This is a genomic window from Methanohalobium evestigatum Z-7303 (assembly GCF_000196655.1).
Taxonomy (GTDB): domain Archaea; phylum Halobacteriota; class Methanosarcinia; order Methanosarcinales; family Methanosarcinaceae; genus Methanohalobium; species Methanohalobium evestigatum.
In genome coordinates, this window is the sequence record NC_014253.1 from 1,980,473 (window position 1) to 2,005,840 (window position 25,368).

Annotated in this window: 28 protein-coding genes and 1 tRNA gene; 14 read left to right on the plus strand and 15 right to left on the minus strand. The window is 37.4% G+C overall.

The window, feature by feature from the left end; translation table 11 throughout:
- Positions 1-2 precede the first annotated feature (2 nt).
- Complete coding sequence (locus METEV_RS09880) at positions 3-410, minus strand: hypothetical protein (RefSeq protein WP_013195365.1); 408 nt, start codon at positions 408-410, stop codon at positions 3-5.
- 110 nt (positions 411-520) lie between these two features.
- On the opposite strand from METEV_RS09880, the gene METEV_RS09885 reads away from it, so the two are divergent.
- Positions 521-1,546: an FAD:protein FMN transferase gene (locus tag METEV_RS09885; protein WP_013195366.1), complete on the plus strand. Its 1,026-nt coding sequence runs from the start codon at positions 521-523 to the stop codon at positions 1,544-1,546.
- 29 nt (positions 1,547-1,575) lie between these two features.
- Here METEV_RS09885 and thpR read toward each other — a convergent pair whose 3' ends face one another.
- Entirely contained in the window at positions 1,576-2,121 is a 546-nt protein-coding gene (gene thpR, locus METEV_RS09890; RefSeq protein ID WP_013195367.1) for an RNA 2',3'-cyclic phosphodiesterase, read from the minus strand.
- 135 nt (positions 2,122-2,256) lie between these two features.
- Between thpR and METEV_RS09895 the strand changes: the two genes are divergently transcribed.
- Positions 2,257-3,138 carry a DNA integrity scanning protein DisA nucleotide-binding domain protein gene (locus tag METEV_RS09895; RefSeq protein ID WP_013195368.1) on the plus strand — a complete coding sequence of 294 codons (882 nt, stop codon included), beginning with the start codon at positions 2,257-2,259 and terminating at the stop codon, positions 3,136-3,138.
- Positions 3,139-3,257: 119 nt separating this feature from the next.
- Positions 3,258-3,914, plus strand: coding sequence for a flavodoxin family protein (locus METEV_RS09900; RefSeq protein ID WP_013195369.1), 657 nt, complete (start codon positions 3,258-3,260; stop codon positions 3,912-3,914).
- Positions 3,915-3,926: 12 nt separating this feature from the next.
- On the opposite strand, the gene METEV_RS09905 is transcribed toward METEV_RS09900, so the two are convergent.
- Positions 3,927-4,973, minus strand: a complete 1,047-nt coding sequence (locus tag METEV_RS09905) for an mRNA surveillance protein pelota (protein ID WP_013195370.1) — start codon at positions 4,971-4,973, stop codon at positions 3,927-3,929.
- Positions 4,974-4,995: 22 nt separating this feature from the next.
- A complete protein-coding gene (gene rqcH / locus METEV_RS09910) occupies positions 4,996-7,008 on the minus strand; it encodes a ribosome rescue protein RqcH (protein ID WP_013195371.1) in 2,013 nt (670 codons plus the stop codon).
- 143 nt (positions 7,009-7,151) lie between these two features.
- Here rqcH and priS point away from each other — a divergent pair, with 143 nt between their 5' ends.
- The 9 genes from priS to METEV_RS09955 all read left to right on the plus strand — a co-directional run bounded on the left by priS (position 7,152) and on the right by METEV_RS09955 (position 12,827).
- A complete protein-coding gene (gene priS / locus METEV_RS09915; protein WP_013195372.1) occupies positions 7,152-8,327 on the plus strand; it encodes a DNA primase catalytic subunit PriS in 1,176 nt (391 codons plus the stop codon).
- Positions 8,305-9,051: a hypothetical protein gene (locus tag METEV_RS09920; RefSeq protein ID WP_013195373.1), complete on the plus strand. Its 747-nt coding sequence runs from the start codon at positions 8,305-8,307 to the stop codon at positions 9,049-9,051. Before priS ends, METEV_RS09920 begins: the two co-directional genes overlap by 23 nt.
- Positions 9,052-9,081: 30 nt before the next feature.
- Positions 9,082-9,360: a 50S ribosomal protein L44e gene (locus tag METEV_RS09925; protein ID WP_013195374.1), complete on the plus strand. Its 279-nt coding sequence runs from the start codon at positions 9,082-9,084 to the stop codon at positions 9,358-9,360.
- 21 nt (positions 9,361-9,381) lie between these two features.
- Complete coding sequence (locus METEV_RS09930; RefSeq protein WP_013195375.1) at positions 9,382-9,567, plus strand: 30S ribosomal protein S27e; 186 nt, start codon at positions 9,382-9,384, stop codon at positions 9,565-9,567.
- Between the two features lie 32 nt (positions 9,568-9,599).
- Positions 9,600-10,415 (plus strand): translation initiation factor IF-2 subunit alpha, encoded by an 816-nt coding sequence (locus METEV_RS09935; protein WP_013195376.1) that lies wholly within the window; start codon positions 9,600-9,602, stop codon positions 10,413-10,415.
- Positions 10,416-10,441: 26 nt separating this feature from the next.
- Positions 10,442-10,609 (plus strand): RNA-protein complex protein Nop10, encoded by a 168-nt coding sequence (locus METEV_RS09940; protein WP_013195377.1) that lies wholly within the window; start codon positions 10,442-10,444, stop codon positions 10,607-10,609.
- The gene (locus tag METEV_RS09945) at positions 10,606-11,376 is read left to right on the plus strand and encodes a proteasome assembly chaperone family protein (RefSeq protein WP_013195378.1); all 771 of its coding nucleotides are present in this window, start codon (positions 10,606-10,608) and stop codon (positions 11,374-11,376) included. Before METEV_RS09940 ends, METEV_RS09945 begins: the two co-directional genes overlap by 4 nt.
- Positions 11,377-11,389: 13 nt before the next feature.
- The gene (locus METEV_RS09950) at positions 11,390-12,631 is read left to right on the plus strand and encodes a TIGR00375 family protein (protein ID WP_013195379.1); all 1,242 of its coding nucleotides are present in this window, start codon (positions 11,390-11,392) and stop codon (positions 12,629-12,631) included.
- Positions 12,632-12,703: 72 nt separating this feature from the next.
- Positions 12,704-12,827 (plus strand) — tRNA-Ser (locus METEV_RS09955).
- A 91-nt stretch (positions 12,828-12,918) separates the two neighbouring features.
- Here METEV_RS09955 and METEV_RS09960 read toward each other — a convergent pair.
- Complete coding sequence (locus tag METEV_RS09960) at positions 12,919-13,389, minus strand: methyltransferase domain-containing protein (protein WP_157197336.1); 471 nt, start codon at positions 13,387-13,389, stop codon at positions 12,919-12,921.
- A 118-nt stretch (positions 13,390-13,507) separates the two neighbouring features.
- On the opposite strand from METEV_RS09960, the gene METEV_RS09965 reads away from it, so the two are divergent.
- A complete protein-coding gene (locus METEV_RS09965) occupies positions 13,508-14,386 on the plus strand; it encodes an NOL1/NOP2/sun family putative RNA methylase (RefSeq protein ID WP_013195380.1) in 879 nt (292 codons plus the stop codon).
- Positions 14,361-14,819, plus strand: a complete 459-nt coding sequence (locus tag METEV_RS09970; protein ID WP_049891198.1) for a hypothetical protein — start codon at positions 14,361-14,363, stop codon at positions 14,817-14,819. The genes METEV_RS09965 and METEV_RS09970 overlap by 26 nt, the downstream gene beginning before the upstream one ends.
- On the opposite strand, the gene METEV_RS09975 is transcribed toward METEV_RS09970, so the two are convergent.
- The 10 genes from METEV_RS09975 to METEV_RS10015 all read right to left on the minus strand — a co-directional run bounded on the left by METEV_RS09975 (position 14,808) and on the right by METEV_RS10015 (position 25,317).
- Positions 14,808-15,812: a hypothetical protein gene (locus METEV_RS09975; protein ID WP_013195382.1), complete on the minus strand. Its 1,005-nt coding sequence runs from the start codon at positions 15,810-15,812 to the stop codon at positions 14,808-14,810. The two genes, METEV_RS09970 and METEV_RS09975, sit on opposite strands and share 12 nt — an antisense overlap.
- Before the next feature lie 18 nt (positions 15,813-15,830).
- A complete protein-coding gene (locus tag METEV_RS09980; protein ID WP_013195383.1) occupies positions 15,831-17,030 on the minus strand; it encodes an ABC transporter permease in 1,200 nt (399 codons plus the stop codon).
- An 85-nt stretch (positions 17,031-17,115) separates the two neighbouring features.
- Complete coding sequence (locus METEV_RS09985) at positions 17,116-18,330, minus strand: ABC transporter permease (protein ID WP_013195384.1); 1,215 nt, start codon at positions 18,328-18,330, stop codon at positions 17,116-17,118.
- Positions 18,331-18,354: 24 nt separating this feature from the next.
- Positions 18,355-19,590, minus strand: coding sequence for a COG1361 S-layer family protein (locus tag METEV_RS09990; protein WP_013195385.1), 1,236 nt, complete (start codon positions 19,588-19,590; stop codon positions 18,355-18,357).
- A gap of 12 nt (positions 19,591-19,602) precedes the next feature.
- Positions 19,603-20,319: an ABC transporter ATP-binding protein gene (locus tag METEV_RS09995; RefSeq protein ID WP_013195386.1), complete on the minus strand. Its 717-nt coding sequence runs from the start codon at positions 20,317-20,319 to the stop codon at positions 19,603-19,605.
- A 1-nt stretch (position 20,320) separates the two neighbouring features.
- On the minus strand, positions 20,321-20,833 hold the full coding sequence (locus METEV_RS10000) for a GbsR/MarR family transcriptional regulator (protein ID WP_013195387.1): 513 nt from the start codon (positions 20,831-20,833) through the stop codon (positions 20,321-20,323).
- 150 nt (positions 20,834-20,983) lie between these two features.
- The gene (locus METEV_RS10005; protein ID WP_013195388.1) at positions 20,984-22,219 is read right to left on the minus strand and encodes a SufB/SufD family protein; all 1,236 of its coding nucleotides are present in this window, start codon (positions 22,217-22,219) and stop codon (positions 20,984-20,986) included.
- Positions 22,198-22,950, minus strand: a complete 753-nt coding sequence (locus tag METEV_RS10010) for an ATP-binding cassette domain-containing protein (protein WP_049891302.1) — start codon at positions 22,948-22,950, stop codon at positions 22,198-22,200. The genes METEV_RS10005 and METEV_RS10010 overlap by 22 nt, the downstream gene beginning before the upstream one ends.
- A gap of 154 nt (positions 22,951-23,104) precedes the next feature.
- On the minus strand, positions 23,105-23,227 hold the full coding sequence (locus METEV_RS12760; RefSeq protein WP_332258490.1) for a DUF2769 domain-containing protein: 123 nt from the start codon (positions 23,225-23,227) through the stop codon (positions 23,105-23,107).
- A gap of 161 nt (positions 23,228-23,388) precedes the next feature.
- On the minus strand, positions 23,389-25,317 hold the full coding sequence (locus METEV_RS10015) for a hydantoinase/oxoprolinase N-terminal domain-containing protein (RefSeq protein ID WP_013195391.1): 1,929 nt from the start codon (positions 25,315-25,317) through the stop codon (positions 23,389-23,391).
- Positions 25,318-25,368 lie beyond the last annotated feature (51 nt).

A 25,368-nucleotide genomic window follows, 5' to 3' on the forward strand; every position in this document is an offset into this window, starting at 1 on the left:
CGTTATTTTTTACCTGCAGCATCTTCTAATTCTCTTACAACAATTCCGATGACATTTCTAAGACGCTGTTCATTTAAAATACTTCCATCATCTGCTACGTATTTCGCCAACTCAAATTTTTTTGGAATCTCATAGGTATTAAGGTCAAAAATCTTATCCAGGATGTTTCTCTTTGCAAATCGACCTAAAAAATTAACACTTAGACGAGTACCCAATACCTGAGCTTTTAATTCTATTTTTTCAAGATTAGAATCAGATTTCACATAAATTATAAGGTCGTATTGAGAACCTATATGTTTTTCAATCCCTCTCCATCCATACTCTTCCATTATTTGATGAATAGCTACAATTAAATGCTTGTGTTTATCAGAACCTTTCGGAGAAACAGTTCCCGGGTTTATACCGCTCATAATAATACATCCGTAACACGGTTATAACAAATATAATTCTTTAAAGGTAAATCATCTATACTTATAATTTTCGAGTTAAATTTAATATTAAACAATCCTCCTAACCAATTATGAATTATAAAATTGTCGCAGTTTTTCTATTAATACTTACTGCATCTATTGTTTCAATTTCCATCTCAACCAATGATAACCAGCCAGTTGTTGAAAATAATGATACATTACAATCGTTTCAAGAATCCAGAAGTTTAATGGATACTACAGTTACAATCCATATAAAGGATAATAATAAAACTCACGCAAAAAAAGTTATTGATGAAACCTTCAGCGAAATAAATTCTGTTGACAAAATGATGAGTTCGTATAAAAACAATAGCCAGCTCAGTAAATTAAATAACAATGGATTTGTTAAAAACGCCAGCCCTGACTTTTTGCACGTAATTAAAAAAACCAAGCACTATTACAACGTAAGCAACGGTGCTTTTGATGTTACAGTAAAACCCATCCTTGACCTATGGGAGAAAAAATTCGCCCCCGGTGGACCCCAAAAACCCCCATCTGAAAAAGAAATAAACAAAACCCTAAAACTTGTTAATAATTCAAACATTACCATTGAAAACAGTAACATATCCATCAAAAAGGATATGGGTATTGTTCTTGGAGGTGTTGCTAAAGGGTTTGCTGTTGATGAAGCCATTAAATCCCTAAAAAATAGTGGTATAGAAAACGGTTTTGTAAACGCCGGTGGGGATGGTAGATACATAGGCTATAAAAATGACAATAAATCATGGAAAGTTGGATTAAGAAATCCAAACAAAACAGGTGACGCAATTACAGTAATGAACATAAATAATATGGCTGTTGCTACAAGCGGGAATTATGAACGCTATTATAATAAATCCGCATCGGTTTCCCACATATCAGACCCAAGAACTGGTTACCCTTCCAGAAAAATTATAAGCTCCACTGTTATTGCAGAAACAGCAATGGATGCTGATGCCTATTCAACTGCAATTTTTGTTTTAGGTGAAGATAAAGGGCTTGAAATGATTGAACAACTGGACAACGTAGAGTGTCTTATAATCACATCCAACAGAAGTATAATACGGTCCAGTGGTTTTGATAAATATGAAGGGTAAAATAAATAGAGGATTTATATTTCCACTTATTATTTTAGTTTAACTTCATGAAGAGTTTCATATACAGGACCCTGAGGGGTTAATGTACTCTTTTTAAGTTTCACAGTATCCACCCACATAGTACCTATCTCTATACCCTCTAATTCTTCAAGTGTTTTTAAAAATAAATCCTTGTCATTTTTGGATAGGTGTTTAACTCTTGCTATTGTGGCATGTGCTGAAAATTTTTTATTATCTTCCTTGAAATTAAAATCTTTCAAAACAGAATTTACATTATCATGCAGTGTTTTAAAGTCTCCTTCAGCCCCAAGCCATACAACTTTGGGATATTTGGGTTTTGGGAATACTCCTATATTTTCAATTGTAGCATGAAATGGTCCACAATCGATATTATCCAGTGATTTTGCTATTTCCTGAATCTGGTCATCCTCAACATCACCAAGGAATTTTAGAGTTATATGCACAAGTTCTGGATTTACCATTTTTACTTTAAAATCCCTGAATCTGGATTGTATTTCAGCAATTTTTTCGTGATATTCTTCAGGAAAGTCTACAGATATGAAAGCTCTAACCATATAATTTCACCTGTAAATAGATACAGTTTCATATTACATATCATTATGACTACACCTAAGTTTTTATAAATTATGGATTTCATTATACCAAATAGAGAATGGATTAACCAATAACGGAGAATCACGGGCGATTAAATGGTGATTAAAAAAACTATTGTAAAAACGGCTCTCGACCTTGCAGAAAAACTTGAGGCAGAGGCAATAATTGTATCGGGAGACATCGAAATTAAAGATCTTACTACAAGCCTACCCGTATATTTTGCTCATCGGAGACCAAAAAGCATAATTGATTATCTGGTATCGACCAGTTCAGAACAACAGGAACGCGGTAAAGAAATTGCCGACAAAATTACACAAGAAGTAGCTGGTAATACAAAAAATGTGGAAAATGTTGCCGCTATAGAACATCTTCTGGGAGAACTGGAAAGGGGCGTTGTTGTAGGTATAGTTGAAACAAGGGACTCAAGCTCGATAATCGTCCATGATTTGAGTGAAAGCCCGCTAATAAAGGCAATGAGAGAATGCGAAGAAAGAGTATCTCCTGAAGTGATGCGTGCTGTGCTTACAATAGCCTTTGATATTGCGGCTACCGGTAGAGAAGGCAGTCAAATCGGAACTGCATTTATCATTGGTGATGTGGACGAAGTCATGTCAAGGTCTCACCAGATGATATTAAACCCTTATGCAGGTCATTCTAAACCAAACCGGGACATTTTGAACAAGCAAAACTGGGAATCCATAAAAGAATTCTCCCAGCTTGACGGCGTTTTTGTGGTTTCTGAAGATGGTGTTATAGAAGCGGCAGGTAAATATCTGGATGTTGATGCAAAAGACCTTGTAATAAACAAAGGACTTGGGGGGAGACATGTATCTGCAGCCGCTATTACAAGAGACACTGTCGCTATTGCAATCACTGTATCCGAATCCGGCGGAATTGTCCGTGTATATAAAGACGGAAAGGAAACCCTGTGTATAGAATCCACAAAAAGGGCTTTTAAACAGATGCTCCCCGAATAATAACTTCTCAAAAAATATATTTGGTTATTAAAATGTACCACAACTTTAGTTGATATATTATTATAACGCTTAACTATATAAACCTGACCAAACCAAACATCACTTAAGAAGTGATCATAATGAAAGTACTTGGTGTTTCAGGTTCACCTATTGATGATGGTAATACAGACAGTGCTTTAAAGACCGCCCTTGCTGCCACAGGGATGGATACAGAATTTGTAAAATTGAAAAATTATAACATCGAACCCTGTAGAGCATGCCTTAAGTGTGTAAATACAAACGTTTGTGTAATCAATGATGCCGGTAATATCTTAGCACAAAAAGCCAAAAATGCAGATGCTTTGATTGTTGCCGGATATACACCCTACTCTACACTGGATTCCCGCTCAAAAGCGTTTATAGAAAGATTATATCCCCTCAGACACAAATACGGGTTCATGCAGGGCAAACCCGGTGGAGCAGTTATTACATGTGCAGTCCCCGGATCATGCGAAATGTTGCCTCCTGTGTGTGATAACGGTGTTAATGCTGTTATGTATTATATGATGGAAGAAGGTATGAATTTTGTAGGGTCTGCTACAGTATTAGGAAACCTTCCATGTATAAAATGTGGTTATGGTGATGAATGTGATCTCACCGGTATAAAAATGATGTATGGAAACGAGGCTACTGTGAAATCTGTAGGGGTTAACAGATTTGAAGACCAGCCCGAAGCAGTAGAGGCTGCCAAAACATTGGGTAAAAATATCGCAGAAGCATTAAAATCAAACGAATAATCCTTTTGGGCTTTATACCTTAAATCTAAGCAGTGCCGCTATTCCACCCAGAGAATCCAGTTTCTTACCGGGTTCAAATTCGGTACTGAAAACAACTACAGTCCCCTGTGCCTGATCCACAGATTGTAAAAGAGTATCTATATCAATATCTTCTTTTTCTCTTTCCTGCCTCAGCATTTCATCTGTTATTAAAAGTGTTTCTACTGCACCAAAATAGATAGCATTTTCTACTTCTTCAAGTCCGTATTCTGCTTTGCCGTCTGTAGCCATTTCCTTTAAAAGTTCATCCATTAAAGAAGATTCCCTAGCTATCCGGGATTGTTCCATAATCCTATCTACTGCACCTCTTCTCAGAACTTCCTGATATCCGCTCATACCAATGGATGAAGTATCCTCTACTACTGCACTTGATGCCATCTCAGGTTCTTTATTTTTGAAAAACTCCATGAAATCTTCCTTGGTAAAACCGGGTCCAGCCACAACAATAGCTTCAGAACCAGGAGCTGCATATTTCAACTGGTTCAGGATGTTTTCAAAAAATACTTCCCTTAATGTACCCTCACCTTTACCCGAAGACTGGGTAATATGAGAATACTGTTCAATTCCATAATGACGTACTAATCCTATATCTGCATCCCCTTCCTCAATCGCAACAATAACAACTTTCGGTTTCTTGGATGCCGCTTCCGCTTCATCGATTCTTTCAAGCTGGTCTTTTTTCCAAGTTTTAATTATGGAAACATCTGTACTGTCCTCGATATTGAGAGTATGGTAATATCCCTGATCCATCCCCTGTTCAATCAAACCATTTATCCTTAAACGGTTGGAAAATTTGTGAAATTCAAGTGAATCCACTCTTATACCAAGTCTTGTGGTTTTTTTCTCGGCTTTTTCAGGTCGAAGTTTATCGGTATCAGAATCTGCCTTTCTTTTGGTTAGTGCAAATATAAGGTCCCCTTTTTCAATAATATACTTTAGATGCCACAGGTCATCCAATGTTTCTGGTGTAAGTGAGATTTCACCTTCCCTGCCTTTTAAGTTACGTTTTGTCACCCTCATATATACAGTTCTCTCCGTTTAATTAAAAGTCCTTTTTATCCTTGATGTCGGATTCCCCGGGTGGAAGCATATTGGATATCTGGTCAGGTGAGGCTATGTTTTTTACAAAATGAACGTCTTTTAACTGCTCCATATATAATTTGTATATTTTCTTTGCCAAATCACTCTGGCTATACTTTCCGGGCATTAATTCGATTATGTATTTCCCATTTTTTTTCACTGCATCTAATGGTCCGCCTATAACCCTTGTTTCATTTTCAAGTTCAAGTCCTATCGCCACACTCACAGGAACGTTTTTAAAGTAATTACGGTCGCCTCTGATTATAAATGACCCTTTTTTCAGAAATTCACCGGATTCTGGAGTTTTTGAGACCTGGTTGGGATACACCCAGTAACAATCTCCACCAAACTGTCCCGATTTCCAGATGCTTGAATATGACACTACAAATTGTGCCGCCTCATACATAGTCTGCTCAGGTACATTATAACGTTTTGATTTGACAATCGCCAGTGGTGCTCCCGGAACCTGTGTATGGAGTATAATGTCCTGCTTTTCCATGTATTTTTTAAATATCTCTTCATTGGTATCCGCGTCTCTCCCACCAACAACGAGAAATCCATCGGATGATATAAACCATCTAAATCGTGAATACCAGTGTTTTTTACGTATTACTTTACGTTTTCTTGTCTGTTGCTGAGGTTTATCCCTGTTTTCTATAATTCGTTTTGTTTCCTCTATTGCACGAAGAGCTCCTTCACGCTTTTTCATAACCCGTTTGGCTTTTTCATAATATGTCTGTGCATTCTGTGGAACTGAATAACGGATATCAAGTGTTGCTTTTGTACCGTCAAGATCCATTACAATTGTTCCTGATTTGGGGTCTATACTCTGGATTAATTTTGCAGAAGGGATATCGTTCGCTTCTTTGAGTTTGGATTTAATATCATCCCATGAATACCCACTTTTACGGGCATTGGTCAAAACAGTGATCACTTCTTCAACAAACGGGTAATGTGAGTATATTGCTTCTGCTATCGAATTGTATTTGTTGGCTTCCTTTTCAAATTTCTCTATTGCTCCCTGCTGCTGCTGAAGCCGTCTCTGATATATATCCACTTTTTCTTTTTTGGCAGATTCCTGGATTTTTCTTTCAGCTTCTACAACCTCTTTTCCGAAGAATTCATCCAGAGCCTTGTTGAACGAATCAAAATATTGTTTTTCATATTCCTTGTATTGTTCAAGCTCAAAAGGAAGCACATCAACATATTCTGATTGATTATTTGTTTTCTGTTTTATTATGCAGGGGTTAAGTTCACCGGTAACAATCGGGGTAAACACATCTTTTAAAGTATCAGTAAGTTTGGATTTTTCATCTAAAGTAACATCATCTACTGGTTTATTTTTATCCACCCCAGCCCTTGCACATACCTCTTCTGCAAGTAATCCCCCGAGATTAAAACTGGTTGCTATTGTGCGTACTACATCATCTTCACTGGAAGAAAACGCCTGCTCAAGGTCATCTTTTTCTGCCTCAAGCGGACTAATCTGGGATTCGGGATATTCATACATCTCACCGCCCTGAATTTTACGACCCCTGAATGTTCTGGGCTTCATAGGGAGAATGATTTTGCGTTCATTGTTAAGAAGGATAACATTACCCTGTGAGAAAAATTCAGCAATCAGTATTGTATCGACATCTCCCTTTGAGATACCTATCTCCACAATCCTGTCAAAATCGTATTGCCTGATAAAAGTGATTCGACCGCCCATTATATGTTTTCTAAGAAGCATGGGGAATGGACCCGGCATTTTAGGATTAGAGCGGAGATGCTTGCTTAAATGTATCCTCTTTCCTGCCTCGATAACCAGATTATCCCTGCCGACACGGGGTATATAAATGTTTATTCTGACTTCATCAGGTGTTGGCTGGTATATCTTGTTGATTTTTGCATCAACTATAGAATTAGAACCATCTGATAATTCTGATATAAGGGCGGATATATCAGCACTTGACATCTCTTGTTTCTTTTTCATAGTCAACAGAAAATGTCAGATTCTACTATAAGGTTTATCCTTAAAAATAGGGCAAAAATAAAGTATAAAATACAATCCATAATAATGAGTATAGAATAGAATCTGTACTCCCTTATTAACAAGACAGGACAAAAACCAACAACATGAACGATAAAACACTGCGTTTTCTAAAAAAAAGGTTTCAGGATTATTATCAGGATGCACATATACATTTACCTCCTGAATATACATCCCGTGAATGGGGATTTATCCTCTTTGATGACATGCCAAAAACTGTGATGCGTCGCCACATGGCTTTCGGATCATCGGGTGAACTTCAGGACTATTTTGCATGGACAGTTCCAGCACATGCCTATTATTCTGTAGCGTATTATGAATACCCCAATGCATCCAATATGAAAGATAAAAACTGGTTACAATCGGATTTAATATTTGACCTTGATGCAGACCATCTCCCCCATGTACCCGATTCATATCCCGAAATGCTGGAGAATGTAAAACAGGAAGCATTAAAACTTTACGATTTTCTATCTGATGATTTTGGGTTTGGTGAAGATGATATAAACATCGTATTTTCAGGCGGTAGAGGTTATCACTTTCATATATCTCATCCATCTGTAAGGTCGCTGGGCAGTGCTGAAAGACGTGAAATCGTGGATTATATTAGCGGCAGGGGTCTTGATATAAGCCAGATAATTGGGAAAAGTTATGTTAGCGGTGATTCAGGGAGACGCGATGCAAGTATGTTTGTATTCCCTTCGGAAAACGATGGAGGATGGGGTGCAAAAATCAACCGCTATATCATATCCTACATTTCAAATATAGTTAACAGTAACAAACCCATTAAAAAACTGACAGGTTTTAGCGGTGTTGGCAAAACAACCGCTGAAAAACTGGTCAACATTTTCAATGATGAAAAACAACTTGCATTGTTGAAAAAGGGCAAAATAGACATGGTTTCAAATACTTCAAAAAATTTATTTGAATACCTGGGAAAACAGGCTGTTGATAATCTAATTGCCAATGTAGATGAACCGGTTACTGCTGATGTAAAACGTCTTATAAGAGTTCCGGGTTCACTTCATGGTGGTTCGGGTTTAAAGGTGACAACTCTTTCGGCTTCACAACTGGAGAATTTTAAACCTCTCGAAGATGCTGTAGTTTTCAAAGATAATCATATTACAGTAAATGTAACCCAACCCTCTACTGTAGAAATGAAAGGTAATAAATATCATGTGAATGAGGGTGTACAGGATTTGCCCGAATATGCAGCAATCCATTTAATGTGCAGAGGGGGTGCTGAATACGGATCGAACTGAGCTCAAGAATAAACTAAGGGAAGAACGAAACCCTTCGATTAACAAAATCTCATCTGATTTTTACAAAAGGGTGCAGGACTACATAATAGAACTGGAAAACGAAATTAAAAACATAAACAACCCCCGTTCTGTAGAATCCAAAATGCTTGAAGATGAACTTGAAAGTGCCATCATTGATGTAGAAAATATATTCATCTACAGAATCAAAAAAATTACCACATATGCCAGATCCCATGCATTTTCCAAAAATCCATCAAAAAACGACCTTGACAAACTACTGCCTGAAGAAAGAAAGGTGTACGATTCCATACTTTCTGCCATCCATACATCCCATAAGGAATTAATTGAACCTATAATAAATCCTGAAATAAGGGATAAAAGCAGCAATCAAACTGAAAATACAGATACAGAATCATCAGAACCAGAGCATCCAATAGAAGAAGTTGAAGATTCACAGGAAACCACTGCCACCCCATCAAACAGTGATACCGAAAAATCCAGAAAAAGTGAAATAGATAAAAACGAATCTAAAACCAGTTCCAATAGCAAAAATGATATAAATGAAGAGTACGTTGTTGTCCGAGCATTGAAAGATATACCTACATTCAAAGCTGTAGACAATCGTAATTATAAACTAAATTCCGAAGATGTTGTTGTTTTACCAGCTCCCAATGCCAACGGACTTGTTAAGCGAAACGCAGCACAACTCATTAAAATCAATTAAAATTTATCGAAGTAATAAAAGGTGTTTATCATGAAATTTCCAAAAAAGATGAGGACACATTGCCCTTTCTGTAAAATGCATACAGAACATAAAATCGAAAAGGCGAAAAAAGGTAAAGAATCATCAATGACCCACATCACAAGACAGAAAAAACGCAGATCAGGTATTGGTAACGACGGAAAGTTCTCAAAGGTACCTGGAGGAGATAAGCCTACAAAAAAGGTGAGACTTAAATACAGCTGTACCAAATGTGGGAAATCACATCAGAGACCAGGTTTTAGAACCAAACGATTTGAATTCAAAGAATAATCAAAACTCAGAGGGACGAATATGAATAGTACAAGCTGGCCAAAAAGCCGATTCTTGCGTGTGAAATGCAACGACTGTGAAAATGAACAGATAATATTTGGTAGTGCAAGCAGAGAAATTACCTGTACTATGTGCGGTAGAACTCTTGCCGAACCAACTGGTGGTAAATCAACCATCAAAACACACATCATAGAAGTTCTTGAATAAAAAGTAAATAAAAAGAGAACTAACAGTGGTATATGATGGACAAAAATAATAACGAATGGCCAAATGTAGGCGATTTTGTAGTATGCACCGTTAAAAATGTGACTGATTTTGGTGCATACGTCACCCTTGATGAGTATGGAGATAAAGAGGGCTTTATCCATATTTCTGAAATCAAAGCCGGGTGGGTAAAATACGTCCGTGATTATGTACGTGAAGGACAGAAAATTGTCTGTAAGGTATTGAAGGTAGACCCTAACAGACGGCATATAGACCTTTCATTAAAAGATGTCAATGAGCATCAAAAACGTGAAAAAATCCAGCAGTGGAAGAACGAACAGAAAGCATCCAAATGGTTACAGTTTGTTGCAGAAGAAACAGGTACCGATGAAAAAACACTGAGTAACCTGAAATCTATATTCACTGACGAATTTGGAAGCCCATATGCAGCATTTGAAGAAGCCGCGATGTATGGTGAGGATGCCTTTGAAAACATAAAAATTGACAAATCACTGGAAGAAAAAATAACCAAAATCGCCCAAGATAATATAAAAATACCGTATGTAGAAATTGCTGGATATGTAGACCTTACAAGCAACGCACCAGACGGTATAGAAAATATAAAACAGGCCCTCAATGATGCTGACAGTACAAAAGAAAACTACAGCAGCAATGTAAAAATTGATATCAGTTATACCGGTGCTCCCAGATACCGTATCAAAGTCAATGCTCCAGATTATAAAACCGCAGAAAATGCACTGAAAAATGCTGCTGAAACTGCTACAAACACCATCAGAAATCTGGGTGGAAAAGGTGAATTCTACAGGCACATTGAAGCAACCAGTGCATGAATTTTTATTAATTTTTATTGATTGCAATGGGATATAAAATACGCAAATGCAAACAATGCAGTAGGTATACACTGGAAGAATCCTGTCCATATTGTGGTGGTAAAACAGTTAACCCACAACCAGCTCGTTTTTCTCCTGCTGATAGATATGGAAAATACCGAAGACAAAGCAAGCAAATTGAGGACACAATATGAAGGAAACAGAAATTATCCGCTTAAAAGATGACGTCCAGTTGAACAATCCCATAATGTTTGTAGGACTTCCTGGTGTAGGTCATGTTGGAAAACTTGTAGTGGAGCACCTGATAGAAAATCTGGAAGGTGAGAAGGTTATAGAAATATATTCTCCATACTTCCCGCCGCAGGTACTGGTTAACAATGACAATACTATAAAGCTTGTGAACAATGAAATCTATGCCTGTAATATCAATGGTCAGGATATACTGATATTAGCCGGAGACCATCAGAGTTCTACAAATGAAGGGCATTATGAACTTGGCAGCCTTTATCTCGACCTTGCCGAAGAATTCGGTGTATCAAGAATATATACTTTGGGCGGGTTCCCTACAGGTGAATTCAACCACAATGAAGGCGTAATTGGCGCGGTAAACAATATCAATCTTGTAGAAGAACTGGAAGGCTATGGGGTTGAATTCAGAGAAAATGAACCCGGGAATGGTATTGTTGGTGCATCAGGCTTAATTCTTGGTCTTTGTGATTTCAGAAATATTGACGCTGCCTGTCTTATGGGATTGACATCAGGATACATAGTAGACCCAAAAAGTGCACAATCCATACTGCGTGTAATTGACAGGATACTGGATATCGAAATCGATGAGGAAGAACTGGAAAAAAGAGCCAAAGAAATGGAAAAAGTTGTAGAGAAAATTAAGACAATGAAAGAACAACAGGAGACAGGAAACCTGCCACAGAAGGATGAAGATATAAACTACATCATCTGAAAGGAGCTTTTTTATGCAAATCAATGCCGACCTCCACCTGCATTCTAAATATTCAATGGCTACTTCTCAAAAAATGAATTTACCGACAATGGCAGAGGAGGCAGGCAAGAAAGGAATCAACCTTGTTGGTACAGGTGACTGCACTCATCCCAAATGGCTGCAGGAGATTAAAAAAGCCTCATCAGACGATGAGAGCATCCAGATTAACGATACCCATTTTTTGCTTACAACCGAAATCGAGGATAAAAATCGAGTTCACCATGTATTGATTCTTCCATCAATATCAAAGGCTGAAGAACTTGCCGAAATCATCAGCAAACATGGCGACATTGAATCAGACGGAAGACCTTCCGTCAGAATGGATGGATGTGATATCGCTCAAGCCGCAAGAGATACAGGTGCATTAATCGGCCCATCTCATGCATTCACTCCATGGACTGCCATCTATGCTGCTCATGATTCACTTGAAGACTGTTATGGTGACATGACCGATTACATATCCTTTGTGGAACTGGGATTAAGCGCGGATAGTGATTATGCGGACAGAATTAAGGAACTGCACAGACTTACCTTTCTTACCAATTCTGACGCTCATTCCCCCTGGTCGAACAAGCTTGCCAGAGAATTTACACGGTTTGAAGTACCCGATATTAATTTTGAAGGAATCGAGAAAGCCATATTAAGAAAAGAGGGTTATAATGCCACACTCAATGTTGGTTTCTTCCCACAGGAAGGTAAATACAACGAATCCGCCTGTGTAAGCTCCAAATGTTTGAATCACTATACTTATGAGAAAGCAAGTTCATTAAACTGGAAGTGTCCATGCGGTGGCAGAATTAAAAAGGGTGTATATGACAGGGTAAATGAACTTGCCGATTTTGATAACCCCCAACATCCAGACTACAGGCCGGAATACATCCACCTCATACCGCTTGCAGAAATCATTATGAAGGCACTGGGTCACTCCAGCATCAATACAAAAGGCGTGACCAGAGCCTGGAATACATTGGTTAAAGAATTTGGTAGTGAAATAGCAGTCCTTGTGGATGCAGAACTTGAAGCTCTTGACGTGGATGAAAGAATCATCGATGCCATTGTTGCATTCAGGAATGGGGATGTTATACTTCACCCCGGTGGTGGAGGACAATACGGATGGATTGAACTACCAGAAAAAACGGTTAGCAAATCACAATCCAGACCCGTTTCAGAAAATAAATCCAGTCCAAAAGGTCAGAGTTCACTTCTGGATTATTAATTCTCGATACTTATATAATGGATAAAAACGTTGTAAATCAGTTACCTGAAAATGAACAAATTCAATAACTGTGCCGGGGTGGCAGAGCGGACAAATCCAACGGAGTAACAATATATCTGCTGTGGAGTCTATACGCGGCAGGCTCGAGACCTGTTGTCCCTTTTGGGACTCCTGGGTTCGAATCCCAGCCCCGGCGTTTATTTAATTTTTAAACAAATAAGAAGTTAGTCGTATTCATCTCTTTCTTGGAGTCTGGTTTGTAAATATCCTTTATTAAACCCGAATTGTTATTTTCTACCTTCTATTCTGATGCTTGCAACTTTATCAACAAGGTTTTTTACATCATCATAACTTAAATTAAAATCATTCATCACCTTTTTTTGTTCCTGCTCAGGAATTATTGCATCTATAACATCAAATGGGATTTCTGATTCGTCTATCTGCCATACTTCACTGAATCCAGTATTCATTATTATATCCAGATAATGTCTTTTTAATATTGCACCCGAGATACAACCCACATAAGCCTGAACAGAATCCTTTATCTTTTCAGGTATTTCCTCTAAAAGAACAATATCTGACACCATGAATTTTCCGTCTGGTTTCAACACTCGGTAAATCTCATTAAACACATTCTCTTTTTCAGGTGAAAGGTTACAATCTATTAATTCCAGACAGATGGGACATACTGACTTTGAATTTTCTATGGTTTCGTTATTTTCAAATATACCTTTTAGATTTAGTCTGTCCTCCCCCATTAATACTACCAAAATATACCTTTGAATAAGGTAAATACTGTATCTATTAATTAATATATCAAACTGCTTGTTGTCCAAATATTAAAAAACAAATTTTTAAAACGATTAGAGGAACACCATGGAGAGGTACAGGAACATCATCCCCGAGTTTAAAAGATTTAAAAAAGTAATCCATTCTCCACAACCCTACGATATAAGAATCAATACAATCAAAGCTAATGTTCCTGAAATTAAAAGTTTATTAACACAAACTGGATTCAGTTTTGAACAGAGAGATTGGAACAATGAATTTTTAAAAGTTGATTTTGAACCGGGAAAAAGCATATTGCACTGGATTGGGAAGTACCATGTTCAGGAATCTGTATCCGGTATTCCTCCTTTGGCTCTAAACCCCATACCCTATGATAGAGTACTTGATATGTGTGCTGCTCCCGGAAGTAAAACCTCTCAAATGTCAGTTCTTATGGAAAATACAGGAGAAATACTGGCAAATGACATATCTAAAAACAGAATCCGTAGTCTGCTTTCCAATGTATCGCGTCTTGGATGTGTAAATGTACAGGTTTTAGAAAGAGACGGAAGAAATATTCCGGAAAAATCAAAATTTGACAGAGTTCTTGTAGACGCTCCATGTTCAGCCGAAGGAAACGCAAGAAAAAATAATGACCTTTTAAATGGTGCTGACACTGAAACAATTACAAGAATTTCTGAATTACAGACAAGTTTACTCAAAAAAGCATTCAGATTATGTAAAACAGGAGGAACCGTAGTCTATTCAACCTGTACATTTGCACCCGAAGAAAATGAAATAGTGGTCTCCAAGTTTTTGAACCACGGAAAACTGGAAAAACCAGATTTAAATCTACCCCATTCTCTGGGGCTCTCCGAGTGGAACGATAAAAAACTTGGCAAAGAACTGGAAAATTGTATCAGGGTTTATCCCCACCAACTGGATTCTGGAGGGATTTTTGTTGCTAAATTTAAAAAAATGTCTTGAGGATTATTTCTCAGAAAGGTTCGGAGTGGATAGTGATTTCTGGAAAAATTACAATGTATACCTGTTAGGAAACAGTATCTGGTTAACTTCGTACAATCTTGAACCAAAGTATAAAAACATCTCATGCGGGCTACGGGCTTTAAGAATTAAGGATTCAGAACTTAAAAGTTTGAAACCCACGACCTACATACTACAATATCTTGATAACCATATCAAAACTAATATTGTAGATGTGGACACAGAAGATTTAAAAAAACTTTTCAATGGAGGATATCTGGAAAACAATATTTTGGATAATGGTTATGTAGCTCTGAGATATAAAGGTTACATTATCGGATGTGGAATGAAAAATTCATCAGGTGTTAAAAACCAGATACCGAAAAAAAGAGCCAAACAACTTGAAAAAATAATAGATGAAAAATTACCAGACTGAAGACCGGTAATCAAATTCGAATTCATCTACTTTTTCTGGCGGCAACCCTATATTATCAAACATGTTTTTAAAAACCTGTATATATTCTTCTTCAGGTATTTGTTCTCCTGCATCCAGTTCTATTTCTAAATTCACTCCACCCAATTTATCAATCTGGATGGTATATTCAGCCCCTCCATAAAGATTGATAATTTTCATGTTTGGTATCACATAATCAATAGAACTTGATTTGTTTCCATCAGTGTAAAATGTCTGTGTTGTCCAGCCACCACCATGGGTAGGAGATAATGTGATATTACTACTTTTGTTTTGATAAGATTTATAGATAGAATCAATATCAGGAGTTTTCTGGATTGTAATACCAACAGACGTTTTGTTAACGTTTCTAATTTTATCCTTTAACTGGTTCAAATAATCCTGTGATTGGTTGTTATCAATATCAAATAGTAACATAAAACGGTCTATAATCCATTCATCATCAGGAAGATTTTCTTTTTTAAATGATGAAAAATATGGGTCAGTTCTGGATCCATTAAAAAATGTTACCTTTGTCCCACTCTCATCTCTGGGAAATCTCAATTCAAAAAATGTATCCTGTGTATAATAGCCATTAATAGCTACTACCCAGTAATCCTTTCCAAATTGCTGTTCCAGTTCAGATAAAGGTGAATACAATCCATTTGCGTTTTCAATTTCACTATTTACAAAATATGGACCATTTACAGTATATCCTGACTCACGGGCATTGTTGATAACTTTACCATAATCCACTTCATCCAGATTTAGTCCATCCGCTGAATAATAGGCATGGTCTGAAGATATCAGCACATATGCAAACGAACCAAAAACTCCTGCAATTAAAACTACAATAAGTAATAGACTTAATATTGATTTTTTCAGAGTTGAAAGATTACTCTTTTTCCAGAGCCATACCATCAATACCACAAATACAATACCTGCAACCAGAGTCATTAGACCAAAAATTCCCACCATAATTTTTACCTCTGTCAATTATTCATATCTTAAAGCTTCAACCGGGTCCATTTTGGCAGCCTTGCTTGCAGGGTATACACCAGCTATCACTCCTACTAAAACAGCAACACCAAAACCTATTATTATCAATTCAACAGGGAATACATTCGGTAAATCGAGAAACGTATTTGCACCGTATGCACCCAATATACCTACAGTTGTACCTATAATACCTCCGAATAATCCTATAACCACTGACTCGACTATGAACAATATAAGAACATCATAATAGGTATATCCTACCGACTTCATCAGTCCGATTTCACGGGTACGTTCAGTTACCGTTACAAGCATGATGTTCATGATTCCGATTGACCCTACAACAAGCGATATCAGTGCCACAGAAATAAGTAAAGCACTCAGAGCCGCTGATATTTGACCTACCTGATCAAGTATCTCTGCCTGATTGAAAATCGTATAGGGTTTTACATCTTCGTTGTCAAGCTGTCGTTCAGGAACACCAAGACTCCTTGCCAGACGCTTATCCACATCATCAGAAATTTCTCTTATATTTTCCAGACTGGATGCTGTAAGAGCGAATCCTCCATAATCTTCTCTGTTTAGCATATCCTGCATGGTAGACATAGGTATAAAGATACGCTCTTCTGGATTTGGACCTCCCCCTACAAATGATGGGTCTCTATCTTCGGTTATCCCTTTGACCCTGAAAGTTTCAGTCCTTTCAGTACCATCATTTCTTCTAAATGTTATATCGATTGAATTCCTGTTGGATATGTCCCTGTCGAACTTGTCATTTGCAATTTCATATCCAAGAACCGCGACGTATTTATCGTTATCGCTTAAAAAATTTCCTGATTCCAGATTGATATTACCTATTCGTTTATAATCTTCTGTAGTTCCAAATATCTCAATACTTCGCTCACTGGAACCGTATTCAACCGTTGCTGGCTTTTGAATTACAGGTGATACTCCAACTATTCCTGGTGTACTTTTTAACAAATCAAATTGATTATCGTAAAAAAGATTAACATCATTACTGAAGATAACAATAAAATTGTCTCCTGCTGCACCTATTTCATCTTCAAAAAACTGGCTAAAACTTGCTCCCAGTGAAACATTAGCAATAACTGCCGCAACTCCTATTACTATTCCCAGTGTTGTCAGCATTGACCTCAGTTTAGAACTGCTTATGCTTCCAACCGCTATCTTGAAAGCCATACCTATATTTAAAATATTATATCCCCCTTAACTTAATCATAATTAAATCATAGCCTAATATTCCAAACATCTAATTATTCCCGGTTCATTCAAATTTTATAGCTACAACTGGATCCATCTTTGCTGCTTTACTTGCTGGATATACTCCCGCAATCAATCCTACAAGAACAGCAACACTAAAACCTGCGATTATCAATTCAACAGGGAAAACATTCGGCAGGTTCAATAGATTATTAACAGCTAATGCTCCTGAAACCCCGAAAACTGCTCCCAGAATGCCTCCCAGTATACCAACAATTATGGATTCTACTATGAACAACATCAAAACATCATAGTAGGTGAATCCTATTGATTTCATCAGCCCGATTTCACGGGTACGCTCGGTTACCGTTACAAGCATGATGTTCATGATGCCAATTGATCCTACTATCAATGAGATCAGAGCAACCGACACAAGCAAAGCACTCAAAGCTCCAGATAACTGTCCCACCTGATCCAGTATTTCCAGTTGATCGAAAATTGTATAGGGTTTTACATCTTCATTATCAATATCCCTTGCTGACACCCCTAAACTGCGAGCAAGGCGGCCATCTATTTCTTCTGAGACTTCACCTACCGATTCAAGATTAGTAGCCTGTACAAAAAATCCACCATAGTACTCCCTTCCAAGCATTTCATTCATGGTAGATATAGGGATGAATATACGCTCATCTGGTTCGATACCACTTTGTAGAAAGGTAGTTCCCGGGCTTTTTATTATGCCCTTTACTTTAAATGTTTGTGTTACCTCTGTACCGTCATTTCTTCTAAGCGTAATATCAATTGAGTTCCTGTTGGATATATCCTTATCAAATTTATCAGTTGAGACATCTTCTCCGATTACTGCTGAATATTTATCCTTGTCAGACAGGAAATTTCCAGCCGCCATGTTGAAATTTGCTACTTCTTCATAATCTTCAGTTACACCCTGTACATTCACCTGTCTGGTGCCGGACATATATTGAACCTGTCCTGATTGCTGAACAACAGGTGATACACCTACAACACCAGGTGTACGTTTTATGGTTTCAAGTTCATTCTCATGGAATATATTAACATCCTGACCTTCGATTAAAATAAAATTATTACCTGCAGCACCTACCTCATCGTCAAAATACTGACCGAAACTTGCACCCAGTGATACATTGGCAATTACAGCAGCTACTCCTATTATTATTCCAAGTGTTGTAAGTGCAGACCTTAATTTTGAACTGCTAATACTTCCTATTGCAATTCGAAACGCTTCCAGAGGGTTCAACATGGACTTTACCTTTTATCCCTTAGATTACTGGTTTTTATTTTTCCTTCTTCTGTAAATCATAAAAGCTACTGCACCGGCTACAATTACCAGTACTCCGCCTATCGCTGCAATATTACTTGACTGTTCATCATTGGTTACCAGTTTGAGTTCCTTGACAGCAACAACATTTTCATGTTCGTTCATTCCATTTCGGTAATTTGCTGTAATCATTAATTCCCGTGTACCTGTAAGATTATCAGATATAACACTGGTATCTACCTCAATGGTAAACAATTCATCTGGGCTCATGGTACCAATGAAATATGGTGAAGGCGAAAATTCTACTCCCTCAGCCTGCAGTTCAACGTTTACTGAAGACAAAGGATTTGGTCGTACATTAGCTACATCGAACTCAAGAGTACCTTCCCCATTTTCAATCCTTAATTGTTCGGAAGGAATCACCTTTACACTAGATGATTCAATCTTAACAGGTATTCTCCAGTTATTATTGTAGTTATGTGTACTACCCCTCATAGAAAGGTCAAGGTAGCATGTTCCTACTTCTGCATTTTCATCCACATTTATATTATAACTAATATCCATGGAATCTCCCGGTCCAAGTAAACCCCCTCCCTGATAAGATTCCGACTCTACATCTATCCTGTCGCATCCGTGGAGTGTAGCTCTCTGAATTCGAACATTATTTTCAAATATTTCATCGCCTATCTTTACGGTTCTTTGTGAAGCTGTATTTTTCAAAGTAAAACTTATTGTACCTGTATCACCGGGCATCATAACTTCAGGCTCAGCATGGATATTTTCAAGCTGGACAATTCCAATACCTTCATAAGTATCAGTACCTATAGCTATGTCAAATTCCTGTTCTATCCATGACTCACCTTCTCCACGATAACGGATTGTTATCTCACTTGTGCTCGGTTTTGCATTTTCATCAACATACAACCGATATTTATGTTCCACCGAACTGTCAGGGTTAACAATCCCAAATTTTTTCACAGCATTTTTAGGAGTGTCAAGTGAAAGAGGGTATTCAGGAACAATTTCTATAGAAACATCTTCTACTTTACCCGAACCCACATTATCAACTTTTATCCAAACATCAACATATTCACCTATTTGAGCTGGCGAAGGATTGTATTTTGAAATACTGACATCTAACCAGTTAGGCTGGAACGCCGATACTGAAGCTGTTGACATTGAGAAAAGGGACGTTAAAACAATTAACGAAATGAACAAACTGACATATTTTCTTAAATTCATACCATATCACCTTTAACCTTCTATTATACCATCTTTTAAGTGTACAATTCTGCCTGCATATTCAGATACATCAGGCTCATGAGTAATCATAACAATAGTTCGACCCTTATTGTTAAGGTCTGTAAAGATTTTCATTATCTCATCGCTTGTTTTTGAATCCAGATTTCCTGTTGGTTCATCTGCCAATATTAGCGAGGGATCGTTTATCATTGCACGGGCTACCGCCACCCTCTGGGATTGTCCTCCGGATAGCTTATTGGGTTTGTAGTGCATACGTTCTTCCAGTCTTACCATTTTAAGTAAATCTCTGGCTCTTTTATCAAAGTCCATATTTCCCTTGCTATTAGCATAAGTTGGAAGTTTTACATTTTCCAGTGCTGTTAAACGTGGCACCAGATTGTAGGACTGAAACACAAAACCTATAACCATGCCTCTGACCCTTGCAAGTTCATCGTCCGACATCTTGCTGATATCCCTGCCTTCAACAAAAAGCGTGCCACATGTTGGTCTATCAAGACATCCTATAATATTCATAAGTGTACTTTTTCCAGAACCTGATGGACCCATTATGGCTACAAATTCACCCTGTTTAACATCGAGATTGATATTTTTAAGAATCTGTAATTCCATATCCCCCACCCAGTAGCTTTTACAGATATTGTTAAGTGTGATGATAGATTTGTCTCTAACATCAGATTCCAAAGCATTGATATTTTGTATTTCATCCATATTAAATCCCTTCCCCCACATCGGATAAATGACTGGAGCTTTTTATCTCCTCTATCTTTTTGACCATATCTTCAAGGATATCATCAATTTTTAGGAGATCATTGTAATACCCTCTCAAAATCGTTATCTTTTGTTTTTGGGATTCATTAAGATTTTCACTATTGTAATATTCAATCATGGACGGAATTTCAAATTTTGCTTTTTTAATTTCATTAGTTCGTACATTGGATATTTGTTCTATAACCACATCAAGAATCTCTTTACGTGCATAAAGATAGACCTTTTTTGTTCCCGGTTTTTTACTGCGTACTACATATCCGGATATTTCCAGAAACCTAATTTTATTACTGATTGATGCAAGTGAATATCCAGTCTCGTCAGCCAGTTCACTCATTGCAATTTCATCGGGTTCTATGAAAAGCCGGGCAAAAAGAGTTGCAGTAAGTTCATCCATACCATTGGCTTTACCGACTTCCTGATAAAATTTTATAAAATCCTGATCTATTGAGTCCATAAAATCAACGTTTATTATTTTTAATAATTATTAAAAATAGTTAAATAAAGTAATAGTATTTAAACATTGCGAAGCGACAAATAATCAAAAACAAAAGAGTAAAAATAATCAAAAGGAAAACTAAAACTGTTTTCCTGCAGACACACTCAATTACATCGCATGTTCACCGATTTTATCTATAGTTTCGTTGATATCACTTTCCAGTTCCTCGGGTAGCCCTTTGATACCAACATCAAGGAAACCACGAACAATCATACCAACTGCTTCATCTTCACTTAAACCGCGAGACATGAGGTATTCTACTTGGTCTCTGGCTATTTTACCTACTGCTGCTTCATGGGTCAGTTCAACATTCTGGAGATTTGCTTCCAGAATCGGTATAGCTCTTTGGGATCCATCATCGCTTAAAACCAGTCCTCTGCATTCAAGGTGACCTTTTGCATTATCAGCATTACCTACCATTTCACCCCTTGCTACTACATTTCCACCAGTAGTAATAGTCCTTGAAATTAGTTCCGCCTTTGTCTCCGGTGAATTGAATTCTACTTTGCTGCCAAGATCCAGTTCAGATCCGGGATGACCTACCGCAATAGTATTAAACCTGGCAACTGCTCCCTTGCCGTCGAGAAAAGCAGTCGGGTAACTCTGGATTGATTTAACCGGTTTCAAGGCTATATAATTATTGATAAATGTGCCGCCTTCTTCAACTTTGATTTTTGTTCTGGGTCTTACACCTATGTCTTCAGCCCAGTTATGAATCATAGTAAAGGTCAGTTTTCCGCCTTTTTTAACATACATCTCTGAAATTCCCAGATGAAGCCCGCTCATAACTTCTTCCTTTGTTGTACAACCGGTAATGATTTCAAGTTCTGCATTCTCTTCCACGATTATAATATTGTGAACTGTCTGAGATACTTCTTTATTACCAAGAAGCAGACAGGTCTGCACCGGTAGTGTTTCCTTTTTACCTGCATGTGCTCTTATGAAATAACCATTAGGCTGCTGGAGATAGGTTGCAGCAGTATATTTATCAGTATCTACTGGAACAAGATTCCATGCATAATCATCCAGCCAGTCATATTTTTCTCTTGCCTGCTTTGTTGGTATAAGTTCTACATTTTCGCTTTTTGTTGAACTGTAGGAAACTGCATTATTAAGAACTACAAGGCTTCCTGACCTGCCTTCTCCAGATGGTACCACTCCTGTATTAAGAAGCTGTTTCTGGGTCTTCTCATCCCATTCTGTAAGGGTTTCCACCTGCTCTGATTCACTGGGTGCTATTTCATATTCACTAAGGTCAAAATCCTGACCATATGATGCCTTTTTATCAAGAGCTTTTTCAGCCCTTTCCTTTAAATCTTGTTTTAAATTTGATTTAGTTTGCATCTGATACACTCCTCATATCCCTGTGTTTTGATTTCATCTAAAAGTTTTCTTGGATTACCTGAACACATGATTTTGCCACTACACATTATATAGGCTCTGTCTGCTTCAAGATAATCAAGTATCTGTCCTGTATGGGTGATAATAAGGGCTGATTTTCCTTTTACACTCCTCTCACCGATACATTCCAGGTTTGCATTTAACATCTCCTGGATTTTTGTACCTACTTTGTTTATACTTACAAGATCTACCCCTGATTCAGGTTCATCGATAAGGTACATACAGGGATTCTGTGCTATCAGTTGCAACAGCTCTGAACGTTTTATTTCACCACCTGAAAATCCGACATTGATTTCTCTGTCCATAAAACGTTTCATATCCAGGTCTTCTGCAACTTTATCAATATCCATGTTTTCTTTGGCTATTGCTTTTATAAGACTGGATAGTTTAACTCCTGTCATATTGGGCGGTCTCTGAAGCATTATACCCAGACCTTTTTCAGCCCTTTCATCAACTGAAAGGTTGGTTATATCTTCACCGTTGAAAAGAATCCGACCTTCAACAACTTTATAATCGCCAAAACCCATGATCGCCCTTAAAAGTGCGGATTTGCCTGACCCATTGGGCCCGAACAGTACATTGGTGTAACCAAAATCCACTGTTAAATTAACATTGTTTAGTATTCTTTGCCCACCATCAGCAGGCTCAACTGACAGATTTTCTATTTCAAGCATTGACATTGACATATTCTCCCCTGTTATAGGACATATAAACAAAATTTTTAAGATAATGCGGTAGATTGAATGATTTTTAGTGTATACCAGTAAATTAAAATTGTGATAGGAGTACTTAAATCAATCCCTGATAAGGTTTAATCAAAAATATAATTCAAGTATTCTGGCAAAAATAACCACCCTCAAGCCTGAATTTTTTATACAATTCACATTCGCTACATAAACAGCCTAATTCCTTACCCGATGGTTTATTTGTTCCTCTTGCACAAAACATCATTTCTCCTGTTTGCGGATACGATGGACAAACAGTACATTTACAAGCTTTAGCATGATGATAGGAAGGACATATTCCAAAATATCTTCCATGATTATTTGAATTAACCATTTTACATCCCGTTTATTTAAAAAAAGATAGAAAAAAGTATCTATTGGTTATATTTAGGACTTTTCACCATGTTTAGCCAACCCGAAAACAACCACTCTTGACTCCATAGGGGTTTCCCAGCCGTCAGGAGTGATTTCTTTTTTATCCATATCTATCTGGATATGGTCCGGGTCAATACCAATATCTTCCATATAATCCAGAATTATTGATTCACCCAGTTTTCGTGCATAATCCAGTGCTTCATGGTAACCATTACACTCTGCACGTCCATTTTCAGAGAAAACATAATAATCCCAACCTGGTGCGAAAATAGATGTACGTCTTATCAGAACTTCAACTCTTCTCATACCTTTCGCAGATAGCGCCCCTACAGCGTTACCAACACTGGAGTTATCAGGAACTTTTATATCTGCATCGATTAATTCTTTTAAATCCTCTGAAAACGCACTCACAGGACCACCGATTAAAACAACCGGTATATTGATTTTATATTGTACTGGTGATTCAATATCAAATGATTTGCGTATTTCATTTTTTGATATCCCTTCAAAGAAGAAGGAAACTAAATTGGATGCCATATTCTTGGTAAATTCCTGTTTGACAAATTTGCAGAACTGGTATTTATCATCCATCTTTGTCAGTGAGGCGAGGTAATCAGCCCCTATATTTGCAGCCTCCACATTGCGTTCAGTATAATTTCCAAGAACATGGAGTGCATCTGTTGGTGTAAATCCAATCGGCTGTACCAAACGTTTTTTTATGAGGGATTTGAGAAGTTTTCTTGAAGGGTATTTGTTAATTCTGTTCTTTATTTCAGAAATTGATGTTGGTTCATCCTTTATCGCATCAAAAATTTCTCTTTCACCTTCATCTATTTCAAGTGGTTGGTATCCACTTTTAATAAAAAACCTTGTTGGCTGATAGTTTTCGCTTTCAAGGTTGACAGGTGAAAGTGGGTTTCGCTTTAACAGGTTCAAAAAATCAGGATACATCACGGCTGCTCTACATAAAGGGATTACTCGCCCAGAACCAAAATTAACCTCATTTTCCTTGACCCAAATATGGCTATCTCCTCCCATTGCAGATGTTTCCATTTTGATGGCTTTTACTTTGGTTTCCCAACCACCTACAACTGCTCCTTTTTCACTCATTTCCGGTACACTATTGTAGATAACAGAAATATCTGTACTTGTACCTCCTACATCAATCACCGCACATGAATCGTTTTCTGTCAGAAAAGCGCCACCAACAAGACTTGCTGCAGGTCCTGAAAAAATAGACTCTATTGGTTTTTCTAATGCTTTTTTGATTCCAACAACTGAACCGTCGCATTTGAGCATGAAGATATTGGCATCCATACCTCTGGATTTTATTTCGGATTCAACTGTATGCATGAATTTGTCTGTCACCGGAATCAATTGTGCATTGAAAAAGGCAGTAACAGCCCGTTCAAATGCACCAAGGTCCTGTGATAGTTCATGTGAACAGACAACTGGATGGTCTGTTACCATATTTATCCATTCCCTGACATCTTCCTCATGGTCTGGATTTCTATTGCTGAAAAAAGATGAAATGGCAAAGGCAGAAACCTTATCTTTTACCTTATATACAAAATCTTCAATCGATTCAATATCAAGAGGTGCTTTTTCACCACCTTTATGATTATGTCCCCCTGAAACCTGTATGTAATGTTTTGTAGGCAATTCCTGTTTAAAATCAAAATCACCTATAAGTATCAATCCTACAGGGAAACCTGTGCCTTCAAGGATACTGTTTGTGGAAAGTGTTGTGGAAACAGAAACTGTTTTTACAGATTTAAGGTAGCTTTCATCCAAACCATCTATTGCATTTTTAATACCTGCCATAGGATCAGGATAGGTTGTCAGTGCTTTATTAGCTCCTATTATTTTTTCATCCGAATTCCTTAAAATCACAGCATCTGTATAAGTTCCACCGGCATCAATTCCAAGACTGTATTTCATTTTAATTACCTCATTAAATTAATGTAGATAACAAGAACATAAAAAGATTTT